17 protein-coding genes are annotated in these 23554 nt (G+C 53.5%); 2 read left to right on the top strand and 15 right to left on the bottom strand.

All coding sequences use genetic code 11. From position 1 onward, the window contains the following. Positions 1-76: 76 nt before the first annotated feature. From HYU99_07530 to argH, 6 genes are all read right to left on the bottom strand, one after another. Positions 77-1894, bottom strand: a complete 1818-nt coding sequence (locus HYU99_07530; protein MBI2340196.1) for a tetratricopeptide repeat protein — start codon at positions 1892-1894, stop codon at positions 77-79. Positions 1895-2139: 245 nt separating this feature from the next. Further along, a complete protein-coding gene (locus HYU99_07525; protein MBI2340195.1) occupies positions 2140-2955 on the bottom strand; it encodes a 4-hydroxy-tetrahydrodipicolinate reductase in 816 nt (271 codons plus the stop codon). Continuing rightward, positions 2952-3824, bottom strand: a complete 873-nt coding sequence (locus tag HYU99_07520; protein ID MBI2340194.1) for a 4-hydroxy-tetrahydrodipicolinate synthase — start codon at positions 3822-3824, stop codon at positions 2952-2954. Before HYU99_07520 ends, HYU99_07525 begins: the two co-directional genes overlap by 4 nt. Positions 3825-3829: 5 nt before the next feature. Beyond that, entirely contained in the window at positions 3830-4618 is a 789-nt protein-coding gene (gene dapF, locus HYU99_07515) for a diaminopimelate epimerase (GenBank protein ID MBI2340193.1), read from the bottom strand. Next, positions 4615-5874, bottom strand: a complete 1260-nt coding sequence (gene lysA / locus HYU99_07510) for a diaminopimelate decarboxylase (GenBank protein MBI2340192.1) — start codon at positions 5872-5874, stop codon at positions 4615-4617. Before lysA ends, dapF begins: the two co-directional genes overlap by 4 nt. Beyond that, complete coding sequence (argH, locus tag HYU99_07505) at positions 5871-7259, bottom strand: argininosuccinate lyase (protein ID MBI2340191.1); 1389 nt, start codon at positions 7257-7259, stop codon at positions 5871-5873. The genes lysA and argH overlap by 4 nt, the downstream gene beginning before the upstream one ends. A gap of 522 nt (positions 7260-7781) precedes the next feature. Here argH and rho point away from each other — a divergent pair. Next, positions 7782-9029: a transcription termination factor Rho gene (rho, locus tag HYU99_07500; protein MBI2340190.1), complete on the top strand. Its 1248-nt coding sequence runs from the start codon at positions 7782-7784 to the stop codon at positions 9027-9029. A 72-nt stretch (positions 9030-9101) separates the two neighbouring features. Here the strand turns inward: rho and HYU99_07495 are convergent, their stop codons facing one another. Next, entirely contained in the window at positions 9102-9848 is a 747-nt protein-coding gene (locus tag HYU99_07495) for a phosphodiester glycosidase family protein (GenBank protein MBI2340189.1), read from the bottom strand. Between the two features lie 132 nt (positions 9849-9980). Here HYU99_07495 and HYU99_07490 point away from each other — a divergent pair, with 132 nt between their 5' ends. Continuing rightward, the gene (locus tag HYU99_07490; protein ID MBI2340188.1) at positions 9981-11153 is read left to right on the top strand and encodes an ATP-binding protein; all 1173 of its coding nucleotides are present in this window, start codon (positions 9981-9983) and stop codon (positions 11151-11153) included. Between the two features lie 127 nt (positions 11154-11280). Here HYU99_07490 and HYU99_07485 read toward each other — a convergent pair whose 3' ends face one another. The 8 genes from HYU99_07485 to HYU99_07450 form a co-directional block, all read right to left on the bottom strand. Beyond that, a complete protein-coding gene (locus tag HYU99_07485) occupies positions 11281-11553 on the bottom strand; it encodes a type II toxin-antitoxin system RelE/ParE family toxin (protein MBI2340187.1) in 273 nt (90 codons plus the stop codon). Between the two features lie 3 nt (positions 11554-11556). Further along, positions 11557-11778, bottom strand: a complete 222-nt coding sequence (locus HYU99_07480; protein MBI2340186.1) for a hypothetical protein — start codon at positions 11776-11778, stop codon at positions 11557-11559. A 162-nt stretch (positions 11779-11940) separates the two neighbouring features. Further along, positions 11941-15831 carry a hypothetical protein gene (locus HYU99_07475; GenBank protein MBI2340185.1) on the bottom strand — a complete coding sequence of 1297 codons (3891 nt, stop codon included), beginning with the start codon at positions 15829-15831 and terminating at the stop codon, positions 11941-11943. Between the two features lie 6 nt (positions 15832-15837). Then, positions 15838-17130 (bottom strand): hypothetical protein, encoded by a 1293-nt coding sequence (locus HYU99_07470; GenBank protein ID MBI2340184.1) that lies wholly within the window; start codon positions 17128-17130, stop codon positions 15838-15840. Next, entirely contained in the window at positions 17130-17300 is a 171-nt protein-coding gene (locus HYU99_07465; GenBank protein ID MBI2340183.1) for a hypothetical protein, read from the bottom strand. Before HYU99_07465 ends, HYU99_07470 begins: the two co-directional genes overlap by 1 nt. A gap of 61 nt (positions 17301-17361) precedes the next feature. Next, positions 17362-21699 carry a hypothetical protein gene (locus HYU99_07460; GenBank protein ID MBI2340182.1) on the bottom strand — a complete coding sequence of 1446 codons (4338 nt, stop codon included), beginning with the start codon at positions 21697-21699 and terminating at the stop codon, positions 17362-17364. 228 nt (positions 21700-21927) lie between these two features. After that, positions 21928-23076, bottom strand: coding sequence for an ATP-binding protein (locus HYU99_07455; protein ID MBI2340181.1), 1149 nt, complete (start codon positions 23074-23076; stop codon positions 21928-21930). A 172-nt stretch (positions 23077-23248) separates the two neighbouring features. Then, positions 23249-23482, bottom strand: coding sequence for a DUF2283 domain-containing protein (locus HYU99_07450; protein MBI2340180.1), 234 nt, complete (start codon positions 23480-23482; stop codon positions 23249-23251). Positions 23483-23554: the final 72 nt, after the last annotated feature.

Genomic DNA, 23554 nt, shown 5'->3' with positions numbered 1-23554 from the left:
CCGGAGGAGGGTATTGCCGAAATCGTCGATCGTTTCGAAATCAGCCGAGCCCTCGTTCGCAATCACGATGACCTGGTCAAAACGGTAGATCCGTTTCCCGGAAGACCATTCGACAAGGGCGTGTCCGCGAAGGAGAGGTTGATCTGCAAAAGTACTGATGGGAGAAAGAAGCAGAACAACCAAAAAGAAAATCCCCCCTCGCCCCCCTTTGAAAAAGGGGGGGGAATGTCGTCCCCCCCCTTTGTCCTCCGGAGGCGGATCCGCCTCTGGCGGAAAAAATGGGGGTTGGGGGGGATTTGATTTTTTCCCGGATGCGCCGGATCTGTTCTTCATCGCGCGAATCGCGTTCCTCTTTTTTGTTCAGCGCAAAGAGCGACTTTTCAAAAAACTTGCGCGCCAGGCGCTTGTTTTGCTTTTTGAAATGAACCTCGCCCAGATGCTCGAGGATGGACGGCTCGTCCGGGCTTAACCGGTTTGCCTTTTCCAAAAGGGTCAGCGCCCGGTCGTAGTCCCCCTTTTGAAAATAGACCCAGCCGAGGCTGTCCATGATGAAGCCGTCGTCCGGTTTGAGTTTGAGGGCCCGCTCGATCAAGCCCTGCGCCTCGTCGAGATTCATCCCGCGCTCGGCGTAGGTGTAGCCGACAAAGTTGAGCGCCGAGGCGTTGTCGGCATTGACCTTGAGCACTTCCTTCATGTAACCGATGCTTTCCTCCCACTGACCCATCTTTTCCAAAACCACGCCCGCCGAGAAGAGGAGATTTTCGTTGTTGGGAATATTCGCCAGCCCCCGTTTGAGCACCTCCACCGCCTCGGGATATTTTTTGTTGAGCATATAAAGAGAGGCGAGCAGATCATAAAAATCGGCCTGTTTCCCTCCTTTTTCCAGCGCTTTTTTGGCTAGATCGAAGGCCTTGTCCATCTGATTTGAGTTTTTGAAGAGAACCACCTGCCTCACGACCGCATCGGCGTAGAAGCTCGATTCCGGCTTGATCTTCCGGAACTTGTCGAGCGCCTTTTCGAAATCTTTTTTCTCCTGATAAAGGAGGCCGAGATAATAGAGAATCCGGTCGGAGCCGGGGTTTTCCGCCAGGATGGACTCAAATTCCGCCACGGCGCGGTTGATCTCCTTCAACTCATAATAAAGGAGGGCGATGCGCGCCTGAACGGTTGTGTCGTCGGGATTCATCTCCAAAAGCCTGTTCAACACCTCCAGCGCCTTTCGATAGTCCTTCTGGGCGAGATAAATTTCGGAGATGATCTGGAGAATTTTGGGGTTGTCCGGTTCGGCGTCGAGGAGCTTTTGATAGGCCGCCACCGCTCTTCCGTAGTTTTTTTCCGAGGCATGGATGCTCCCAAGATAGAACCAGGCCGACTGCGCCTCGGGATTGTTCTGAATCAGCTGATTAAGAACGGCCACCCCTTTTGCCGCCTCATCGGCCGACATGTACTCGCGCGCCAAAAGGGTCGCCGCATCCTCGTTTTTGGGGTCGAGGGCGACCACTTTCTGATAGGCGGCAATCGCCCTGTCAGGCTCTTTTTTCGTGGAATAAATTTTTGCCAGGAGAAGATTGAGTTCGAAGTCGTCCGGATGGGTTTTCAAGGCCTCTTCGGCGATCTTTTGAGCCTCGTCGAGCTTGTTTTGCCGTGCGAGTTGATAGGCCTTGCCGGTGACCAGATAGGGAGAATCGGGATTCCGGGAAATGGCCTTGTCCAGATAGAAAAGAGACCTTTCTCCCTCCCCTTCGAGCCCCTGGAGTTCAGAAACGACATAATAGTAGAGGCTGTTCCCTTTTGAATCGACCCCTTTCAACACACCGGCGGTCTCTTTTTTAGGGACGTGGGCGCACTGCGTCAAAAAAAGGAGGGCAATAAGGACAACAAGGAAATTGTTCAAAACCATCCTGATTCCAATTAAACCACGAAATGCCCGCTAAAGACAACCCGCCCGTTACACCCCTTACATAACAATTCAGCCTCGGGTGGATGTCTTTCAGGTTTTGTCGGCTGTTTGAGCGCACCACAGTGAACATCGCCAATCGAAACATTCTTGAGGCCAACGATCAAATAGAGCGGCGATTAAATAGACCGCGAGTTCCGAAAAAACCGAAAGCAGACATCCGGGGCTGAATTGTTATCCGGTTAGAGACCAAGGACATCCGCCATCGTGTAAAGCCCCGATTTTTTGCCGACAATCCAGCCTGCGGCCCTGAGGGCACCGTCGGCAAAGGTTGTCCGGCTGGTTGCGATATGTCGGAGCTCCAGCCTCTCACCGGCGCCGCAATAATAAACCGTGTGCTCCCCCACGATGTCGCCGCCGCGGATCACCTGCATGCCGATCTCGCGCGGATCGCGGGGGCCTGTAACCCCCTGCCGGTGAAAATTGACATCCTGCGGATAGCGCCTGCCAGTGGCCCCGGCCAGAATTTCGGCGATACGGACCGCCGTGCCGGAGGGGGCATCTTTTTTTGCCCGATGATGCGCCTCCAGAATTTCAAGGTCGTAGCCGGAACCGAGAATCTTCGCGGCATCGCCAACCAGTTTGAAGAGCGTATTCACCCCCACGCTCATGTTGGGGGACAAAACAACCGGAATTTTTCGGGCGGTGTTGCGAATCACCGACCGATCATCGTCCGAAAGGCCGGTGGTGCCGATGACCATGGGACATTCATGTTCCGCCGCGATTCTCACATGCTTAAGCGTCGCCTTTGGTTCCGTAAAATCGATGACAACCGGGAGGTTTTTGTCCTTCCCTTTTTTAAAAACCTCCTCCAGGGAGGCGGAAATGGAAACACCCAGCGCACCGACGCCGGCAACAAGACCGGCGTCCTCGCCCACGGCCTTCGAGGTCGGCTGTTCGGTGGCCCCGACAATTTGAAATTCTTTTTTCCCGACTGCCTGCGCGATGATTGTTTTGCCCATCCGCCCTGCAGAGCCGGTGATAATGAGTTGAATCATATCAATCCATACTCCTTTAACGCCCGACGCAATTTCTCCCGATTCTCCTCAGAAATCGGCGTCAACGGCAATCGGTATTCCTCTTCGATTTTCCCCATCAGGCTCAACGCCGCCTTGACGGGAATCGGATTCGTCTCCAAAAACATCGCCCGATGAAGAGGCATAAGCTTTTCGTGAACCTTCTTCCCCTCCTCCACTTTCCCTTCCGAATACATACGCCACTGTTCCGCCGACTCGCGGGGGACAATGTTGGCGGTGACCGAGATGGAACCGACCCCCCCTTTAAGTTTGATTTCGTGGTTGAGCGCATCCTCCCCGGAGATCACGGCAAAATTTTTCGGACAGAGGTTGACCAGTTTTTCCACCTGCTCCAGATTTCCGGCCGCCTCCTTGATGCCGACGATATTTTCAATTTCCGCCAGACGGGCCATCGTTTCGGGCAACATGTTCAAAGCCGTCCTTCCCGGGACATTGTAGAGAACCACCGGAAGCGGCGACGCCTCGGCAATCGCCTTGAAATGCCGGAAAAGCCCCTCCTGCGTCGGCTTGTTGTAGTAGGGGGTCACCTGCAGGGTTCCATCAGCCCCCGCTTTTTCGGAGGCCTTTGTCAGATCAACGGCCTCGTGCGTCGCATTGGCCCCCGCGCCGGCCAAAATCTTCACTTTTTTTCCTGCCTGTTCGACGACAATCTTGATGACTCGGATATGCTCTTCAAAAGTAAGCGTGGCCGACTCGCCGGTGGTTCCGCACGGGACAAGGACATTTGTTCCCGACTGCACCTGCCAGTCGACCAGTTTGCGCAGGGCCGCTTCGTCCACCTTGTCTTTTTTGAAAGGCGTCACCAACGCGACCATCGAACCGGAAAAAATATGAGTCATATTTCCATCTCCCCCTCAAACACCGTCGTCGCGGGGCCGGTCATAAAGACGTTTCCGCTTGCCTCATCCCAGAAGATTTCCAGATTGCCGCCCCGCAGACGGACCGTCACCGATCGGCCGGTTTTGTTGTTCTCTACCGAGGCCACAACAGCCGCACAGGCGCCGGTGCCGCAGGCGAGCGTCTCCCCCGCCCCCCGCTCCCAGACCCGCAGACGGATATTTTTTTTGTCCATCACCTGAACAAATTCCACATTTGCCCGGTTGGGAAAGAAGGGATCGTTTTCAATCCGCGGCCCGATTTTCTCCACGTCGGCTGAATCGACATCATCGACAAAGAGGACACAATGGGGGTTGCCCATGGAAATGACCCAGCCATCCGCGTTCCGTCCTTCGAGAACCGGCTTTCCCATATTTACTTTCACCCACGCCGTCTCTCCGGTTGTCCCCGGATGACCGGCAATCAATTCCGGATAAATCATCCCCGCCATTGTCTCCACCGCCAGAGACGTCTTGGGGGTGATCCCGTGATCCCGCAGATATTTCACAAAACAGCGGATGCCGTTCCCGCACATTTCCACCCTACCGCCGTCGGCGTTGTAGATATCCATCCGAAAATCGCCCTTTGTGGACGGGGCGGCCGCCAGCAGTTGGTCCGCCCCGACGCCGAAATGGCGGTCGCAAAGTTTTTTGGCGAGCCGCGAAAGGTTGTCCACAGGATGACTGATCGTATTCAGCAGGACAAAATCGTTCCCCGCCCCCTGCATTTTGGTGAAATAAAGCTTCATTTTAAAAAATCAGGGACCTTTTCTCCCCTGACAATATCCTCCAGACTCTCCCTCTCATTAATGACAAAAAACTCCTTCCCGTTCACCATCACCTCCGCCGGCTGTGGGCGTGAATTATAGTTGGAGCTCATCGAATAACCATAGGCCCCGGCGCTCATAATCGCCAGATATTCGCCGGGGAGCATTGTCTGAAGCGGCCGCTCCACAGCGAAAAAATCGCCCGTCTCGCAAACGGGGCCGACAACGTCGGCATGTATTTTATCCCTTTTGGCCTCCACATGGAGGGGCTCAATTTTGTGATAGGCGTCGTAAAGCGCCGGACGCATCAGGTCGTTGGTCCCGGCATCGACAACCACGAATTTTTTGGACGCGTGCTCCTTATTGTAAAGCACCCGGGTGACAAGGATCCCCGCATTGCCCACCAAAAAACGTCCCGGCTCCAGAATCAGCTTGAGATTCAAGTCCTGTATCTCCTTTTTTATCGCCGATGCATATTCTTCCGCCGTCGGCGGTGTTTCATCTTTGTACGTTATCCCCAGGCCGCCGCCAATATCGAGATGTTTCAGCGAAATCCCCGCCCCGCGGATTTGCCGGATCAATTCTTTGATCTTGCGCACCGCCTCCACAAAGGGGGCAACCTCGATTAACTGCGATCCGATATGGCAGTCGATCCCGACAATCTCGATCCCCCTCATCGCAGACGCTTTGGCGTAAACTTCAACGGCGTTGTCGTGACAGACGCCGAACTTGCTTTTTTTCAACCCCGTTGAAATATAGGCGTGCGTTTTGGGATCGACATCCGGATTCACACGAAGGGCAACCGGCGCTCTTTTGTTTAAACCCAGGGCGATACGGTTGATATTTGCCAGCTCTTCTTCGGACTCCACGTTGAATTGCAGAATCCCCGCCTTAAGCGCCGCCTCAATTTCCACGGAACTTTTGCCGACCCCCGAGAAGACAATTTTTTTGGGATCGCAACCGGCCTGAAGGGCCCGTTCAAGCTCCCCCCCCGAGACGACATCGATCCCGCTTCCGGCCCTGATAAACGTCTTTAAAATGGCCCGGCATGAATTGGCCTTCATCGAGTAACAGACGAGATGATCCGCACCGCCAAACGCCGCGTCAAAATGTTCGAAGGTCTCTTTGAGCGCGCGATAGCTGTAAATATAGACCGGCGTCCCGAACTTTTGGGCGATTTCGCCGACCGCAAGGTTTTCGCAATGGAGAACGTTATCTATGTAGGTAAAGTATTTCATTCCCCCACCAGTTTCTTTGCCCTCGCAAGTTCCGCCTTCACCCGCTCGCGCGCCGTGCCGCCGATCGATTTCCGCCGGTTGACGGACGCCTCCACATCCAGCCATTCCTTTGCGTCGGCATTGAAGGCGGGAGAAAATTTTTTCATCTCGGCCAAGGACAAATCCTCAAGGGTCTTGCCTCTTTCGAGGCATGATTGGACCATTTTGCCGACAATCTCATGCGCCCGGCGGAATTCCACCTTTTTGGTCGCCAGATAATCGGCAAGGTCGGTGGCCAAAAGAAAACCCTCTCTTGTCGCCTTTTTCATCGCCGCGGGGTGGACCCCGATTTTCGGGATCATCTCCGTCAGCACAAAAAGGGAGATAAATGCCGTGTCGAGGGCATCGAAGAGCGGCTCCTTGTCCTCCTGCAAATCCTTGTTGTAGGCCAGCGGCAGACCCTTGATCACCGTCAAAAGAGAAACGAGATCGCCATAGACCCTCCCCGTTTTTCCCCGGATGAGCTCGGGGGCGTCCGGGTTCATTTTTTGCGGCATCATCGAGGAGCCGGTGCAAAACTCCTGCGGAAGGGAGATAAAGCCGAACTCCCGACTGCTCCAGAGAACAAGCTCCTCCGAGAGCCGCGAGAGATGGGCCATCAGAAGTGAAAGGGCAAAGAGAATTTCGGCCGCAAAATCCCGGTCGCTCACCGCATCGAGGCTGTTCCGGCTGACTTCGCCGAAGCCCAATTCCTTCGCGACAAACTCCCGGTCGACCGGAAAGGTACTCCCCGCCAACGCCCCCGCGCCGAGCGGGCAGACATTTAAACGCGCCATCGCAGACCCGATTCGTCCCTTGTCGCGCTCCAGCATCTCAAAATAGGCAAGCCAGTGGTGGGCCCAGTAGATGGGTTGAGCCCTCTGCAGATGGGTATACCCCGGGAGAACCACAAACCCTTTTTCTTCGGCGATATTCAGGATCGCCTTTTGCAAACCCGAAACGGCCCCGGCCAGTTCGGTCAACTGGCGCCGAGCATAGAGACGTAAATCGAGCGCCACCTGATCGTTCCGGCTCCGCGCCGTATGCAATTTTCCGCCGACAGGGCCGATCTTTTGGGTGAGCCGCGACTCAACCGCCATGTGAATATCCTCGAGGGCATGGGACCATTTGAATTTTCCCGCCTCGATTTCGGCCCTTATCCCGATCAAGCCCCTGTCGATTTTTTTTTGCTCCCCGGCGGTCAGGACGCCGATTTTTTGAAGCATCCGGGCATGGACCCGCGAACCCTCGATATCTTCGGCGTAGAGCCTCCGGTCGAAGGGGAGGGAGGAGTTAAAGGCCTCCATCAGGGGGTGTTCCCCCCTCTCAAACCGCCCCCCCCAAGCCTTTTTTTGCTGTTTCTTCATGAAGTTAGCGACGTTATCAATTTGAATGCCCTTTGTCAAAAAACAAAAACCTTGACGCCTCCGGATGAGTAGGCAATAATGGATTCAATCAGAGCTTCAGTTCAGCAACATTAACGACGTGAGATACTCATCGATTAGCTAATCGAGCAAAACCGGTAAAAGACTCCCCAAAAAGCGATAACCCTGAAGCGTCTCCTGTCGTTTGATATGTCAACATCCGATACCAGATCGAGCGGCCGCACCGGGATAGTCAGAGAGTATACCCCTCCTCCGCGTCGCCGATCCCCGATGGGCAAAAAACCGTACAACAATAAAATGAACGGCCGTGACGACTTGTTGCCTCTCCCCGATTCCGGCCCTCCACCGCCCGATTACGGCCGAACCGACGGCCCGCGTCCTCAACCGGCCCCCGAAACGGGGGCAGGAAACGGAAATCCTGAAACGGCTGTTTCAACATCCCCCGCGCCAGGGGCGGTACCCGAAGAACATCCCCCTCTCTCCAGATTCTTTAAGGAGGGGGTCATGTACCTCAAGGATTTAAAGCTGGTGAAAATCGCCGATCTCATTCATCTGGCCCGCGAGTTCGGCATTGATGGGGCGGCCGGCATGAAACGGCAGGAGCTGATTTTCTCGCTTCTGAAAGCCCAGACCGATCAGCAGGGAGCCATTTACGGCGAAGGGGTTTTGGAGACGCTCCCCGACGGCTTCGGCTTTTTGCGTTCGGGTGATTTCAGCTATCTTCCCGGGCCGGACGATATTTATGTTTCTCCTTCGCAGATCCGCCGCTTCAACTTGAGAACGGGCGACACCGTTTCGGGGCAGATTCGCCCCCCCAAGGAGGGGGAGCGCTATTTTGCCCTTCTCAAGGTCGAACTGGTGAATTTCGAAGACGCGGAGCTGGCGCGCGACAAGATCCTCTTCGACAACCTGACGCCGCTCTATCCCAACGAGCGCTTTAACCTCGAATTCGACCCGAAAAACTACACCACGCGGATTCTCGATCTGCTGACGCCGGTGGGGAAGGGACAGCGAAGCCTGATTGTCGCGCCTCCCCGCACCGGGAAGACAATGATGCTTCAGAACATCGCCAACGCCATTTCGGCCAATCACCCCGAAGTTGTCCTCATTGTCCTGTTGATCGACGAGCGCCCTGAAGAGGTGACCGACATGGAGCGCTCGGTGAAGGGGGAGGTCATCAGCTCGACGTTCGACGAACCGGCCACGCGCCATGTGCAGGTGGCGGAGATGGTGATTGAAAAATCAAAAAGGCTGGTGGAGCACAAAAAGGATGTGGTGATTCTTTTGGACAGCATCACCCGTCTCGCGCGGGCCTACAATACGGTCGTGCCGCCGTCCGGAAAAATCCTCTCCGGCGGCGTTGATTCCAACGCCCTTCACAAGCCGAAGCGTTTTTTCGGCGCCGCGCGGAATATCGAGGAAGGGGGATCGCTTACCATCGTCGCCACCGCGCTTATCGATACCGGTTCGCGGATGGATGAGGTGATTTTCGAGGAATTCAAGGGAACCGGCAATTCCGAGATCCATCTGGACCGGAAGCTGATGGAAAAACGGATTTTCCCCTGCATGGATGTCAACGCCTCCGGCACGCGGAAAGAAGAGCTTCTGCAACCCGAGGATGTCCTGAATCGCGTATGGGTGTTGCGCAAACTCCTCCATCCACTCAACGTTCTCGATACGATGGAATTTTTGGTTGATAAAATGCAGGGGACAAAGAGCAACAAGGATTTTTTGGAATCCATGAACAAATAAAATTTAAAATTCAAAATGAAAAATTCAAAAGTAAGGTACCTGCATTTTTAATTTTGCATTTTAAATTTTGAATTATTTCCTAAAGACCCCCAGCCCCACCGGCACGCCGATATAGCTTGGCAGTCTTAACTCAAACGATCCAATCCGCGCATACATCTGGCTGGAACTTCCACCATCGAAGTTGAGCGCCGCCACACACCCCAAGCCCCCTTTCGCTTCGGACCGGGCCATCAGTTTCGCCAGTTCGCCCACTTCAAACGGGAAAAGGGTCGTCAGAAGAATCACTTCTCCTTTTTGATTAATTCCAACGGCTGTTTTCTGGCTTTTCCTGGCTTTAAGCCGCGGGACCTTTCCGTTGACGACCAGACGGGGGCCGGCTTGGACGGCGGTGGTGATGCCACTGGTATTTTTCCAATCGGCACTATGAACAATGTGGGGCCTTCCCTTTTCGATGTAAAAAACCCCCCACCACGAAATTTTCTTGAAGGGATTTATCTCCTTGCCGCTTTTGATGATGAGTCCCAGCGGTTTCCCGGATGGATCGAAGAAGTTGGCGTTCACGGCGATGATGGCGCCCTCACTTTCGGCCAGTCGCCTGATGGGCTCGTATCTTTCGGGGGCCGCCAACACGGGCCTGAAATCGTAGCGCCGGGGATCGATTTTAAAGACATGGATCAGATACGGCACCGACTCGGAATGTTTCTTGTCGACGGCGATTTTTTGGTAGGAAAGGCCCGGCTCCAAGCGCATCCAGTCGGAGGCCGTAGAGGTAAAAGGAAAAAGACAGAGAATCAGCAGGAAAAATAGACCCCTTCTCATGGCATTGGATATAGAAAATTTTTGGAGGAATGCCAACCAAGAAACGTTGAAAAATGAGTAAGGAGTAAATTTCATCATATCTTGTAAATTTGTATTGTATTTATACAAGATACTGTTCAAAATGCATTTATCATGGAAACCGTATCCCGCCTCCTGGTCTGTCCCAAAAGATCTTTTTTTCTCTTTGGCCCCCGGGGAGTCGGCAAAAGCACCTGGCTGAAAAAAGAATTGCACCGGGCGGTTTATTTTAATCTCCTGGATACGCGACTGTACTTGGAATTGAGCCGCGCTCCATCCCTTTTGGAGGCAAAAGTCGGCGACAAACCGGCCGATACCTGGGTTTGCGTCGACGAGGTACAGAAGATTCCCGATCTGTTGAACGAAGTTCATCGTCTGATGGAATCGAAAAGGTGGAAATTCGCCTTAAGTGGTTCGTCAGCGCGAAAATTGCGCCGGGGAGGGGTCAACCTGCTGGCCGGCCGCGCCATCACGCGCGAGATGGCCCCTTTTTCCTATGGGGAACTGGGCAATAAATTTCCTCTTAGACAGGTCCTCGAGTGGGGGCTGTTGCCGCTTGTCGTCCTTCATCCCCACGATGCACCCGATACCCTGACCGCCTATGTTCACACCTACCTCAAGGAGGAAATCAAAGAGGAAGGACTGGTGCGCAAGGTGGAACCTTTCGTCCGCTTTCTGGAAATTGCCGGTTTGATGAACGGCCAGCAGATCAATTCGGAGAATATTGCCCGTGATGCCCACATTCCGCGGAGCACGGTCGATGTCTATTTTTCGATTCTCGAGGATACGTTACTGGGCTATTTTCTCAAACCCTACCGTCCGGGGGCGAAGGTGCGCGAACAGGCGCACCGGAAGTTCTACTGGTTTGATGCCGGTGTAGCGCGGGGGGCGGCGAATCTTCTTTATGATCCGCTGGAACCCGGTTGGTTGGGTTATGCCCTTGAAACCATGATTTTTCATGAGATGCGGGTGCATAATCATGTGCGGGGAAAAAATCGCCCCTTTTATTATTACCGGGTGGGCGGCATCGAAATCGATTTTGTCATTGAAACCCGGAAAAGGACAATGTCCCAAAAACCGGAGGTCATTTGTCTGGAGGTAAAGGGCTCCAAAAAGTGGGATCGTAAATGGGAAAAACCGATCCGGTCCCTTAAGGAGACCGGCAGGATTTCCGTCAAAAAAATGGTTGGGGTGTATTTGGGGGAAGAATCATTCCATTTTAACGGCTTCGATGTCCTGCCTGCGCTTGAGTTCTTAACCCTTTTGCACGAGGGAAAAATATTTTGAACGGATTATGCGGCGTTTTTGAGGGAGTAACCGGGGAACTGGGGTTCTTTCATGATGACTTTACAATGTGGTCCGCTGTCAGGACCTGACCCTATGTCTTTTTGCGGGAATTGCCAATGGGGAAAAATCAGAGATTACGATAGACCTCTTTTCGATCTCCGATTTTAATGATAACAATCAGCAACACATCATTTCGGACCTCATAGACAACGCGATAATCCCCAATTCGCAAGCGGTATAATTGATCGGCGCCTTTTAATTTTTTTACTTTTAGAAGTTCCGAATATGGATTTGTCGAAAGCAAGGTAACCGCTTCCAACACTTTGTCTTGCACTTTGGCGGGGAGCCTGTCGAATTCCTTTTTCGCGCTCTTGGTAAATTCAACTCGATAATTGGGCATTGTTCAGTGGCTTCTTTTACGGCCCGCAAGAATCTGCTCCAAGGGAATGGTCTCTTCGTTTCGCCGACTATAGTAAGCCTCAAGATCAATTTCATCTTCCAATTGTTCCACCAGGGCCTGTTCGATCAGGTAACGCAATTTGAAACCGCGCTTTTTGCACAGCTGGATGGCCGCCTTTTTCACCTCGGCGCTGATAATGGTCGATAACGTGGATGTTCTTTCCATATCATCAATTATAATGAAAAAAAAAGAAAAAACAAGAAAAAAAATCAGGGAGATGCCTAAGCAGCGTTTTTGAGGGAGTAACCTTAAATTAAGGGGAGGATGAAGGAGGGGTTACTTTATTGGGAGGACCCCGTCAAGCCGCACCGCGTAAACTTTGAAGGCTTACATCCCGGCCCCGCAGGCTTTGATGATCAAATCCTCGGTCAGAAAGTAGTTGTTTGGATAATCGAAATAATCGGTAAGCCGGTTCCGGTCCTGGTCAAAAATGGTATAGTTGATCCAGTGACGCGGGGTATCCCCCGTGCCATCCCAATCCGTGGAACGGCTGATGGCGCATTCCTCGTCCGACAAGATCCCGTAATTGTCGCTACAATACTGCGCGACCACATCTTCATCATCCCAGTGCTCATCCTGGCAACCGGCATCTTCCGAGAGTTCTTCCCCCTCTTCCAGTCCCTTCAGGCATCCGTGGAGGGTAAACACGAGCGGCTTTCCCTTTCCATCCGAGCCTTCCTGGGCAAAACTGGGCGACAGGCCTTTTTTCCCGTGAAACGAGCTCAAGCCGACGATTAAAAGCTGGTTTAAGTTCTCCAGATTCACCGGCTCTCCGGCGGGCATAATGGTGTTCCCGTCTTCGCGAATCACAAAATTGCCCCGGCACGAGGTTAAGGTCAGCGGTTTGCCGCTTTCGTCATAACAGTCTCTGTCATCCTCGGCGCCCGTGCCGGTGGTGAATTCGGAGTTGATTCCATCGGCGGTCCAGTTGAACTCCGTGGTGCTGTCGCCTATGTCCAGATAAATATCTTCCTTGTCAAAATCGGACCGGTTGTTCACGGCGATCAGGTCGTCCCACGGATCTTCCGCACCGATCGCCTTTGTCGTCATCGTGGCGTAAAGATCGGCGAAAAGAAGCTTGGCGGTGTTGTCAAAGAAGGGGCCGAGGCTATTCACGATAAAGGAGCCTACGAGATGAACGTTGCGGACGTTAAAATCCCAGCGGGTCTCCGATTCTTCTCCCGTATCCAAATCGACATGCGGTTCATACTCCCCAAATCCGGTCCACGTGTCGGGGCGGTTGATGGTGATGCTCACGTCGTCGCACAGATCCTCCGGGTCGACATCGTCTTTCCAATCGACATCCGAAGGGACGCATCCCGCATCGACGCTAAAAAGGAAATAGGTGCACTCTTCAATCAGCCCCTTCGAACGCCACAGATTTTCATCTCCCACAAACGCATCCCAGCAGTCGCGGATCGCCTCGGCATCGGTTGTCCCGCTGATTGTCTCTCCCGCCGCATGATTGCAGGCGCCGCTGGAGTAGGCCGTGTTAAAGGTGATGTAAGAATCAAACTGGAAGGTTTTCAGGAAATCCTGATATTCGGCGGCCGACTTGTCGATGCCCACTTCCGATTCCATGGCGTCAAACACCTCTTTGACTGTTTGCCCTTCTTTTAAATAAAAGGTGGCGATTTTCCCCTCCATTTCGACATTATTGCAGTTGCCGGGCTCGAACTTCACAAATTCATGGTAGAAGACATAATAGGTGTTGGTCCCGTCGGTATAGACCTCCGGCTTGTTCGCCGGGATGCAGGCCTCGGCGCCGGTAAATGCGATCGTGCCGTTGTCAAACGGACATTGCGTATCGGGATCGTCCCAGCTCCCCTCCTTGGCCTCCTGGCGGTACGGGTTGGTGGGGAGGGGGAAACAGCCGTTCACATTGGCCATCTGATGGTTGTACGGCTTGAAGACTTTTACCGAATTGGGGTCGGTATTGATCGGATCGTACTCCACGGCCCCCAACATGATTGCCCCATGGTCTTTGTACACCTTGGCCGGGATATGGAGCTTGAACGAAGGGGGGTTCCGGGCCGTCTCCAGGCCGTCGAGAATCATGGTAATGCGGTCGATAAGAAGCACCGCAGAGCCATCCACCGGCGTTCCGGACCCCGTGCATTCGCCGGTGGTTGCGGCAACGCCCTTGAAATAAATCGAGTAATCGGCGGGATGATCGCTGTCCAAATCGGCGGTTCCGTAACTGTTGACAATTGTCAAAAGCCCGTGAATTTCGGTTCCTGCCGCCACCGTGTCATCCACGAAAAAGGTCGCGGTAAATTCAGACGGCGCACCGAATGATGTTGGAACACTGCTGTTATCCACCGTAAAACTGCCGACGACACTCTCATCTTCGGCATTGTACAAGCTCCCGGCCGTGATGGTGCTCGTCAGGGTATAATTCGTTGAGTTGTTTTCGATGGTGAATTTCTTTGTCGTATTGCCGTCCACCGCACCGTCTCCATCCGCATCGGTGTTTTCATCGATCAGAAAATTGCAGAGGTTCTTCCGGTTGGAATCCGAATAGGGGGTAATGGCATTGTCGCTTTTGAGTTTGGTGTCGTCCTGATAGACAAGCACCGCGTTCGAAAGCTCCTGCTGGCCCACAAGGACCACGCCGTTTTCCGGTCCGTTGGCCCCCGTATGTTTTAAAACCAGCCAGCCCATGTCGTAGAAGTCCCAGGGGCACGATTCTTCCGTGGCCTCGTCACACGCGGGAGGGGTGGGGGAATAATGGATTTCCAGGAACACCGACTGGCCGACGGCAACATCGAGAGGAAAACTTACCTCCTCCGAACTCCTCCACAGATCCTCCCGGACCAGATCCTCTTTTTTGACAAAGGTAAAATAGCCGGCGGTGATGGGATCGGCCCAGATTTTTAAATTCGAGTGATAGGTCAGGCCGCTCCCGTCATTATGGAGTTTCAGGATGACCGCCTGAGAATCCTCCGGAATCCAGTCGCTAAAAACGGAGACGGTCCCAAAATTGATCGCAGAATCAAACGAATCGAGGTCGAGCTCCATACTGCAGGAGGTCTCATCGTCGTCCAGACAAGGATCCGCGGGATCGGTGGTATAGGTCACTTCGAGAACCGGCTCCTTCCCGCCGGTGGCCCCCACGGCATCCACATCCACCTCGCCCAGAGAGGTATTGATTGTCATTTTGGCGGCATAGGAAATGGGATTGTAAAGGCTCCCCTCAGGGGCCTCGATCATCAGGGTCGGTTCAAAGACAACATCGAGGCGGACATACCCCCCCGATTCAATCGCCATTCCGTCCGGCGAGCGGCCGGTTGAGTTTTCGGTCACCGAGAAGGCGGATGGGCCGTCTGGAAGGGCGCCGGTATAATCCTCAAGTTTGGGTTCCAGGAACTCTTCGTCCCACGGGGGGGGATAGTACTTAAAATAGTCGGGGTTGAGGGTGTCGGTGATTAAATCTTCAAAGCCGTCGAGATCGATATCATCTACTTCATCATCTACTTCCATCGCAGACGACTCGGCGCCGCTGGCGCTCGCCTCAAACTGAACTGTGTTGATATTAAGCCGGTCGCCGCCCGTGTTGCAGATCTTGAGGCTCTGCGTGGCCGCCCGCCCCGAAGGGACCCTCATGAAATCGAGTGTGGAAAGATCGGGGGCGTCATCGTCGGAACACATGTACGAGGCCAAGATGACCTTGAAATCCGCCGGCCCCGTCACCGCGCCCTGGAAGGGGAAATGGATATAGCCGGAAAGTCCCGACACAGTGACCTCGATGTAGCCGGAGCGGGTTCCCATCAGGCTCGCGTCAAACTGGAGGGTATAATCTTTGGACGTTCCCGCCGCCAGGACAAGGTCCGAAACGGAGGCAAAGACGGTCTCTTCCCCCTCGATTTCCTCGACAAACCGGAATCCCCCCCCGGAACCATAAAAACTGATAAAAAAGGTGGTGTCCTCCGATGTCCCGTTGGTGAGGGTCAGCGTGGTGGTTTCCTTTTTGTACTGTTCCGTTTCCTCAAAATCGTGATACCCATTTCCATCTTCGCTTTTCAGAGTGATGTCGATGCCGCTATCGTCAAACGTGTTGACCGCCTGGGAGGCCAGATCGCTGTTCGGGTCGGGGGTGACAATCGGGTCCACCGAGTCGTCCGGCCCCCCGCCCCCGCCGCCGCCGCATTGACTCAACACGGCGATGCAGGCCGGAAGGAAAACAATCGAAAATATTTTTCCCAAATCGTTCTTCATAATCCTTTACTCCGCCGTTCCCTCTTCCATAAAAGTCACATCCAGCACGAAGAAAAGATAGGCCTCGTTGTCGATGAGGAAGGTCTGCGCGGAAGAGGCGCCGATGAAGGTGGAATCGGCATTCGTGAATGTCCCAACCCCCACAAGCGTCATCCGCCCGTTTTCGGGAAGGGACCCTTGCAGATAATACTCACCCCCCCATTCCTCGATGGGGAGAAGCGAGTCGCCGTCGTCATCGGTCTGCCCGCTTGCCTCCTCAAGCCCGTCAAACAAGACATCGCTCACCGTCTCCGGCATTCCCGTGGGAAGCCAGCCGGTGGTCAGATCGGCGGCAATGCTTATCTGAAAGACCCCGTCGCCATCGGCGATGATCACCGTCACATCATCGGGAATCCCCTGCGCCCGCAACATGACATCCACGTCTTCCAGGAGGATATTCCCGTCTTCATCGATGGTCCCGCCCTGTCCCGGCGACGTCAGAAGGCTGTAGGTATCCGAGAAGAAGGAATTCCCCTCGGGCGACGGGAGGCAGAAATCAGCGCCATCCTTAAATTCGCTCAAGCTGATTGTATCGCCGCCCGAAATTTCCGCCTCGAGAAAGGGGGTGACAAAATCCTCGGACAAGAGGCCGTTCACATCGGTGCCCAGCGCCAGATCGCTGGGGGCGACAATCCCCCCGCTGGCGGGGACATACATATAACCCCGCATCCTGTCGACACGGAGAAAATAGCTACCGTCATCGGGTCGGGCATTGACCGTCGCCTCGTCGTACTCGGAGCTGTGGTCGGTGATTTCGTCGCAGGCAAAGGGGGCCACCGCCGAGCCTAAGGGCTCAAGGATCACGCTGGTCCGGTAGGTGCTGGAGCCGATCTGATAGTAGACATAGAGCGTGGTTTGGTAACCGCTCTCGGAGCAAAAACTGGGGAGATAGCGCACATTGATTTTTATCGCATCGCCGGAGACGACGGCGAGGTCCGAAAAATCGGCGCCCGACAAATAATTCCCGTCGGCGTCGGTGATGCTGTAGAGCGAAAAATCGTCGCAGAGGTTGTTATAAAAAACAATATCGGTGAGGGTAATGGTGTCGGACGAGGTGTTCGACAGTGAAAGGGAGCGGTAAACGGCCCCTCCATCGGCGGAATTGAATGTGATAACGTCGTTTTCCGGACTCAACTCGAAATCCCCGACGCTGTTGGTCGATTCGCTCCCCACAAGGGAACTGCAGGCGGTAATGAGCAAAATGAGAGGCAACAGGAAAATCCGTTTGGAATCTGGAATTTGGAATTTGGAATTTTGCATTATGGTGTCACCTCCTCCTCCAGCCATGGGTAAATCTCAAGAAGGAGTTTGGTCGAAAAGTGGATATAGCCGTTTTCGACATCCAGCTCGATGTCCGGATAGTTGCCGCCAAACGAAATGTCTTGAATGCCGTAGTCGCAGAGCATGTCCTTGATTTCATTGTCACCCATCGAAGCAAACCGGCAGGGGTCGTCCCAATCGCCAAGCGGGCTCACCTCGAGGGCCCTTGGCTTAAGAGAAAGCCCCGTATCCCCGCTTCTCCCGTTGGTCATCTGCAACCTGCTTGACGGACTGATATGAATTGGGCCGACAGTGATCCCCCCAAGATCTCGAGGCGATATGATTTTCGATGAGGAGGCCGTCATACCCCTCCGCCTCGGCGATTTCCTCATCGGTGGTGACCGTCTTCGAGGCGCCAAGACCGACAGCGCTATCCGGGAGGGTTATCCTGATGCTGGGAGTGGTTGCACCGGCGGACGGATCGGAAGGGGCAAAATTTCCCCAGACTTGCGGGAGAATCGTCTTCCGCAGGGAATTTGTCACATCGTTGTCGTTGTACGACAGGCCGCGATCCGCCAGGCTGATGAAAAGAGGGGTTTCTTCCAGGGGCAGGAGATAGATTTCCATCTCCCGGCTCGTTCTGTCGTATTTGACAATCAGCTTAAGCAGGAGATCCAGCCGCAGTTTGACCACGGAGGAACCGATGCAATAGGTATCTTCTTTTCCCTCGCAATCGGGGGTATCCCCCGCCTTGTCGAGGTTTTTCACGTCCACCTGCACATTGCTCAAACCGAGCTGGACCAGCGCCGCATCGGAATCGCCATTGTAGGGGAGAAGGGCCAGCGTCGGCGGATAATCCTTGTTGAGTGAAATATCCAGATGGATGGCATCGCTGGAAAACAGGTATTCGATGTCCGCAAAGAGCGTGGAGGGGGGGAGATCGGCCGAAAGGATGTCGATCCTTTCACAGATGCCGAGCCGGCCGAGGATCACCTTGTCGATCCCGACCGACCAGTTGCTTTCCAGATCGAGATCGTCCGCCAGGTCTTCATCCATGAGATCCAGCACAACCAGCGGCCCTTTTTTCCAGAGGAGATGCGTCGCAGAGTTCAGGAATTCCTCGATGGCGACCGACATCCCCAGGTAAGGTTTTTCCTCCACGCAATTCGGTGGATACTGGTATCCGGCATCGGAATGACATGACGCTTCGGCGTTCACGTCAAAATCGCGGTACATATATCCGTTTCCGCGGATGGTGTCGTCGGCGTCGGTGGAAGTGGAAGATGAGGCAAACGGGGAACGGCGAATAAGCGAGGCGGAAACCCCGCTGGCCCCCATGGAGAGGGGGAGTTTCAACTGCAACGAACCGTCCTGAACGAGAATATCGGCCTCTTTGATATTGGGGGTGAAGGTAAAGACGGGATTCTTGGCGTCTTCTTCCAGCACAAATTCAACCCCATCGCCGGTGTCGTCCAATGCCATGGTCATGTCGGTTATGCGTGAATCCTCGGGGACCCATTTGGGATAAGGGAATGCCTGCGGATCAAACAGGGGATTAACCAACTGGGTTCCCAGACAGGACAAAATATTCTTAAATGTGTGATCAAAAACATCGCGCATCAGGGTCAAAAGAGCGGTATCATTCCCCTCCTGGCCAGGGACCAGCCACAAGAGGTATCCCTGATCGGAGGTGGTATCGATGAGGAAAGGGAAATACTGGTCTTTGGAGGGGGTGCATCCATAGGGGGTATTGTAACCGGGATATTTTTCTTGAAAATAGTCGTAGCACCCTTCGTAGGGTTCAAACAGAAGGGCGGTCTTCTTTTTCTGTAAAGCGTCTTGGTCGATGTAGAGCATGTTCGTACAGTTACCGCTGGAACACGCGCACGGAATCTGCTCATTGGTTTCCGGATCACGACAATCATCCTTAATCGAACCATCGTCATTCTTTTGAACCTTGTAAACGCGGAGGACATCCTTGAGACGAATCTCCAGGCGGCTCAAGTTAAGAAGGAGCGGAATTACCGGATCGGCAAGGCCTCCGGTGAGCCACGATATGAGCGGATACGCCCCGGTTGTTCCTTCTTCGACCAGGTTATAGGCAGTGAAATGCCCCCAAACGGCCGGGAGTTTTCGTCCCGTTTCATCGGTCTTCCCTTCAAGGGAGAGCACCACATCGACATACCCGTTGTCTTTAAGATCGATGGATATGTCCCAAGTCCCCTGTTCAAAGGTGTTGCAATCTTTGTTCTCTCCACAGGCACCCGGCCATTCTCTCAGGGTGTATTCCGAATCCCACATCCAGTCGTCCTCGCTGTGCCAGGGGAATAAATACTGATACACATTCGGCGTCACCATCGCCGTGGTGATGGGATAACCGCAGGCATCCTGCGACATCTCCTGGGAAAAATAGGTTCCCTTGCCGTTCAGCCGCTGATAATCCTGCAGGGCGCGAACCTGTTCCGGTGCCGTTCCATGGAGCATTTCCTCGATTTCCTCCATGTTCGCCGTCGCGATGGTTCCTGTTCCAATCGGTTCTACGTTTCCGTCTTCGTCTTCTATTAATCCTCCCCCCATGGCCAGATCGTCAAAGCGAAGATTATCATTAAGGTATTTTTTAACGACCTCCAGGATCTTGGAATCATTCAGCGTCCCCTCCGAAATATCCAGCATCAGCGGCGCCCGTTCGGTGGAACCGTCAAGGGTGGAAACGGTCCCCAACTGTTCCGTGGTCAGATCGCCCGTCAGAGATAACGCCTTGCCGTTGCCGACGGAGAGCCCCGTCAGATGCGATTTACCGTAGTCACCCCGTTGGAAGCTTTTGACCGCGAAGGCGGCATGGCCGTTGGCATCCTGGGCGCGAATCATCAGGAGGTTTGTGTAGAGGGTGAGGTTGTGATATCCGCTCCCGTCCCAGTCGTTTTTCAGCGGGACGCTGAAGGTGGCCTTCCGGGTGTTGCCTTTATTGCCGTTGGCCGAACCACCGTCCTCGCCGGAAACAACCGTCAGATAATCGCAAAGGGAAATGGCGTTTTCGGTTCCGTCGCTGTTGAGCTTGTCAAGGGAGGCATTCACCCAGAGTTTTGCCAGACAGTTGGTGCCGGTAACTTTGCCGTCTTCGTCGGTGACATCTTCTTCCCACTGGAAATTTTCAATCGTCCCGGTGAGGGTCGGTTTGGCCTTTTCACCATACACCTCGTTGTCATCCGGTTCGGTGATGGTGATGACGGGAAGGTCACCGTCCACGATAATCGTGGTGGTTGCCGTCACACAGCCCGACTCATAATCGGTAAATTCGTTGCACAGGGTAGCGGTAAGGGTGCTGGTACCGTGGTCCAGCTCCGCCGTCGAGGGGAGCGGAATGCAATAGGTAAAGGAAGGGTCCGAAAAACCGTCGGGGCAGAGCCCGTTTTCCCCCTCCTCTTCGCCAAAGTCGTAGTTGACATAAAATTCCACCGGTTCGGATTCATCGGAGTCATCGACCCAGCCATCGCTTTTTGAGTATTTTTCAACCGACCCGTCCGGCTTGGTGAGGGTCAATTCAATCTCAACGGGATGTTTGCTGATGATGGCGCCGGTTGTGTCAATAACCGAGGGGCCGGAGACATCCAGATTGTCCACCTCAATGCCCGCGGTCAATGCGGAATTGTCCGTCTCGGTGGCGTTCGCCGTCAGGCCATCGGAGCGGGTCATGGCGCTGATAATTTCCCCGGAATTGTCCCGCACCACAATGGAACCGTCGGGGCGGGTAAAGCGGACCACGTTAACGGTGGTAGCGAGTTCCCCTTCGGTTGTATTTATTGAAAAAATGACCGGGTAAATAGCCGGCGTGCCGGGAATGTGAATCTCGGCCTGTCCGCTGGCGGCGCTTACCGTTTGAGTCTCGCCGCCCGCGGAGATGGTTACTTCGTCGGAGTCGGAGGTGAGGATGGACTGGAGATCTTCACTGGGATTGACGGAAAAAAGGGCCGTGAGGACAAAAACATTTTCGGTACTGTTGTAGTCACTTACTCCCTCCCAGACAAGCTGGCCCTCTTCCGGTTGTGCAACCTGAAAAATGGCGTCGATCGTCTTTCCGGTAAGCGAGATAACCGAGGCATAGGTGGCTGACCCTCCATCCACAACCACATTGACCTGACCTTTGTGCGTGCCGACGGAAGAGCGCTTGTAACAGACATAGACAACCTCTTCCTGATTTGAGGCGCGCCCCGAAAGTTCGTTTCCCTCCTCGTCGCAGAGGACAAATTCGGGATCGGATAAGTCATCGATTTCCGCCGAAAAGGTAAGGCAGGCATTCACCGTAATCGCCTGCAGTTCCAGGCGATTGACCTCGTCGAGGCCAAAATCGATTAAACTGGGGCTGATGGAAACGGTGTCGGTGTTTTCGCAGATTTCATCACCAGAATCGATGGGGTCCTCGTCTCCGGTCGGATCGAAATCCCCCCCGTCGCCGATGGTAACGTCCGGAACAGAGTCTCCGGAACCACCCCCGCCTCCGCCGCAATGGATAAACCCCAGCGAAGTTGAGATGATAAGCAGGAAGGGAATTAAGCGCGCGCCAAGAGACATATCTATTATAGTTTTCGGCAAAAATTCAGAAAAGTTGCGGGTTATTAATTTCTATCTGTGATTATTAAATGATGCGCCTTGTCAGAAGAGTTGAACCCCTCTCCTGGCCTCTCCCCTAAAGGGGCGAGGGAGGCTAAGGAATATGTTTTTTGCAGGAAAGTCTATATGCGGTGAGTCATTAACGGGCAATCTGCCTAGAGAAATGTCCTTATACGGAACAACGGAACACTACAATCCCATCTCTTTTAAAACCTGTTGCCACGGCATGATGGTGACTCCATCCACAACCCTGACCACATCTCCCCAGTATGCCACCATACAACGGCAGGGCTTTTTTAAAAAAAGGGAGAAGTTTTTAAGTCCTGTCAAATCGTTTCGGCCGACATTTTTGGAGGCCTTGACTTCAAGCGCCCAGATTTTCCTGCCGTTTTCCACAATAAAATCAACCTCGGCCCCATGCTCTGTTCTGTAGGTGTAAATCCCGATATCTGCGTCCTGGCCGGCGGCGCCGGCCACAAGTTGATTAAAAAACAGATGCTCAAAAAGAAGGCCCTTGCGATCCTCCGAAACCTCAAAACTTCCCAGCAAGGCATTCAACACCCCCGTGTCAAAAAAATAAAATTTGGGATGTTTGACCAATCTTTTTTTTCTATTGGACGAAAAAGGGAGGCAACGTTGAACGACCAAAGTGTCTTCCAAAATTTCAAAATAACGAACAGCGGATTGCCGGGGAACATGGGCCTCCGAGGCAAGGCTGTTTAGATCCAAAAAGTGGCCTGCGCCCTGGGCCGCCACAAACAAAAAACGCGAAAAACCCTCCAAGTTTCTTGTCAGAGCCTCGGCCTGAATTTCCTCTTTTAAATAAGTGGCGGCGTAGGTGCGAAGTGTTTTGATCTGTTCCTGCCTTGAATTCTCCGTATAAATGCCGGGAAGAGTGCCGGTTGCCAGAGATTGAAGCAGATTAAGAGAATAATCCAACTCCGATGAGGCAAGAGGACCCAGGTGATAGCTGTGGATTCTGCCGGGAAGAAGGTTGGCCCCTCCCCTTTTCAATTTTCGGGCGCTCGATCCGGTCAGAAAAAACCGAAGAGACGCCCCCTGATGATCCAGAATATCCTGCAATGTATTCAGCAGACTGGGCAGACGTTGTATCTCATCGATAAAAACAGTTCGGACGGGCCTTCCGGCAAGGCGTTCTTTGAGTTCGGATGGATTTCTGGCAAATTCCAGATAGGTCGTTTCGTCGGCCAGATTGACGGTGAGATCGGGTTTGAGCCGGCTGATAAGGGTTGATTTGCCTGTCTGTCGGGGGCCAAGAAGAAGAAAACTTTTTTTGCCGGACCCGAGGATTTTGGCCAATCCCCTTTGGATATACATAGTGGTTAAAATACCGCGTAAAATAACCACATGTCAATATTTAATTTTATGGAAGCGGGGATGAACTGTAAGGCGCGATTTAAGTCATGGAAGCGGCGGCATCTTGTCCAATTCGTTGATTTGGGCAACGGCTCGTTAAGACCTGATAACATTTTGATCCAATGGCGGGGAATCAGGGGTGGATTGAAATCGGGCCGGGTTGAATAATGGTTTCGACATTCAATCCGGGAAATTTATCCGCGGGCTTGTAATGGAGAAGTTCAAAGCCGATAACATCCCCATTTTTGTCTTTCATGATAATGACTTCATCTGACGTTTCTTCGCAAATATGTTCCTTTGAGGGGTCGGTTAGCCAAACAGTCAAGGTATTTCCCGTTGTGTCATGAACTATTTTGATTTTGTCCATATCGTTTCTCCCATCTTTATCGAATCTGTGGGGTATGCCGTAATTAAAAACCCGGCCCCATTCTCTTTTTTT

This window comes from Deltaproteobacteria bacterium (assembly GCA_016183175.1).
GTDB lineage: Bacteria > UBA10199 > UBA10199 > UBA10199 > SBBF01 > JACPFC01.
The sequence above is the reverse complement of the archived record's forward strand: the minus strand, read 5'-3'. Positions and strand labels throughout refer to the sequence as shown.

Coding starts and splice junctions, on each gene's coding strand:
- HYU99_07525 (MBI2340195.1), bottom strand. CDS start 2,955: ATGATTCAACTCATTATCACCGGCTCTGCAGGGCGGATGGGCAAAACA.
- dapF (MBI2340193.1), bottom strand. CDS start 4,618: ATGAAGCTTTATTTCACCAAAATGCAGGGGGCGGGGAACGATTTTGTC.
- lysA (MBI2340192.1), bottom strand. CDS start 5,874: ATGAAATACTTTACCTACATAGATAACGTTCTCCATTGCGAAAACCTT.
- argH (MBI2340191.1), bottom strand. CDS start 7,259: ATGAAGAAACAGCAAAAAAAGGCTTGGGGGGGGCGGTTTGAGAGGGGG.
- rho (MBI2340190.1), top strand. CDS start 7,782: ATGTACCTCAAGGATTTAAAGCTGGTGAAAATCGCCGATCTCATTCAT.
- HYU99_07495 (MBI2340189.1), bottom strand. CDS start 9,848: ATGAGAAGGGGTCTATTTTTCCTGCTGATTCTCTGTCTTTTTCCTTTT.
- HYU99_07490 (MBI2340188.1), top strand. CDS start 9,981: ATGGAAACCGTATCCCGCCTCCTGGTCTGTCCCAAAAGATCTTTTTTT.
- HYU99_07485 (MBI2340187.1), bottom strand. CDS start 11,553: ATGCCCAATTATCGAGTTGAATTTACCAAGAGCGCGAAAAAGGAATTC.
- HYU99_07480 (MBI2340186.1), bottom strand. CDS start 11,778: ATGGAAAGAACATCCACGTTATCGACCATTATCAGCGCCGAGGTGAAA.
- HYU99_07475 (MBI2340185.1), bottom strand. CDS start 15,831: ATGAAGAACGATTTGGGAAAAATATTTTCGATTGTTTTCCTTCCGGCC.
- HYU99_07470 (MBI2340184.1), bottom strand. CDS start 17,130: ATGCAAAATTCCAAATTCCAAATTCCAGATTCCAAACGGATTTTCCTG.
- HYU99_07465 (MBI2340183.1), bottom strand. CDS start 17,300: ATGGGTGACAATGAAATCAAGGACATGCTCTGCGACTACGGCATTCAA.
- HYU99_07460 (MBI2340182.1), bottom strand. CDS start 21,699: ATGTCTCTTGGCGCGCGCTTAATTCCCTTCCTGCTTATCATCTCAACT.
- HYU99_07455 (MBI2340181.1), bottom strand. CDS start 23,076: ATGTATATCCAAAGGGGATTGGCCAAAATCCTCGGGTCCGGCAAAAAA.
- HYU99_07450 (MBI2340180.1), bottom strand. CDS start 23,482: ATGGACAAAATCAAAATAGTTCATGACACAACGGGAAATACCTTGACT.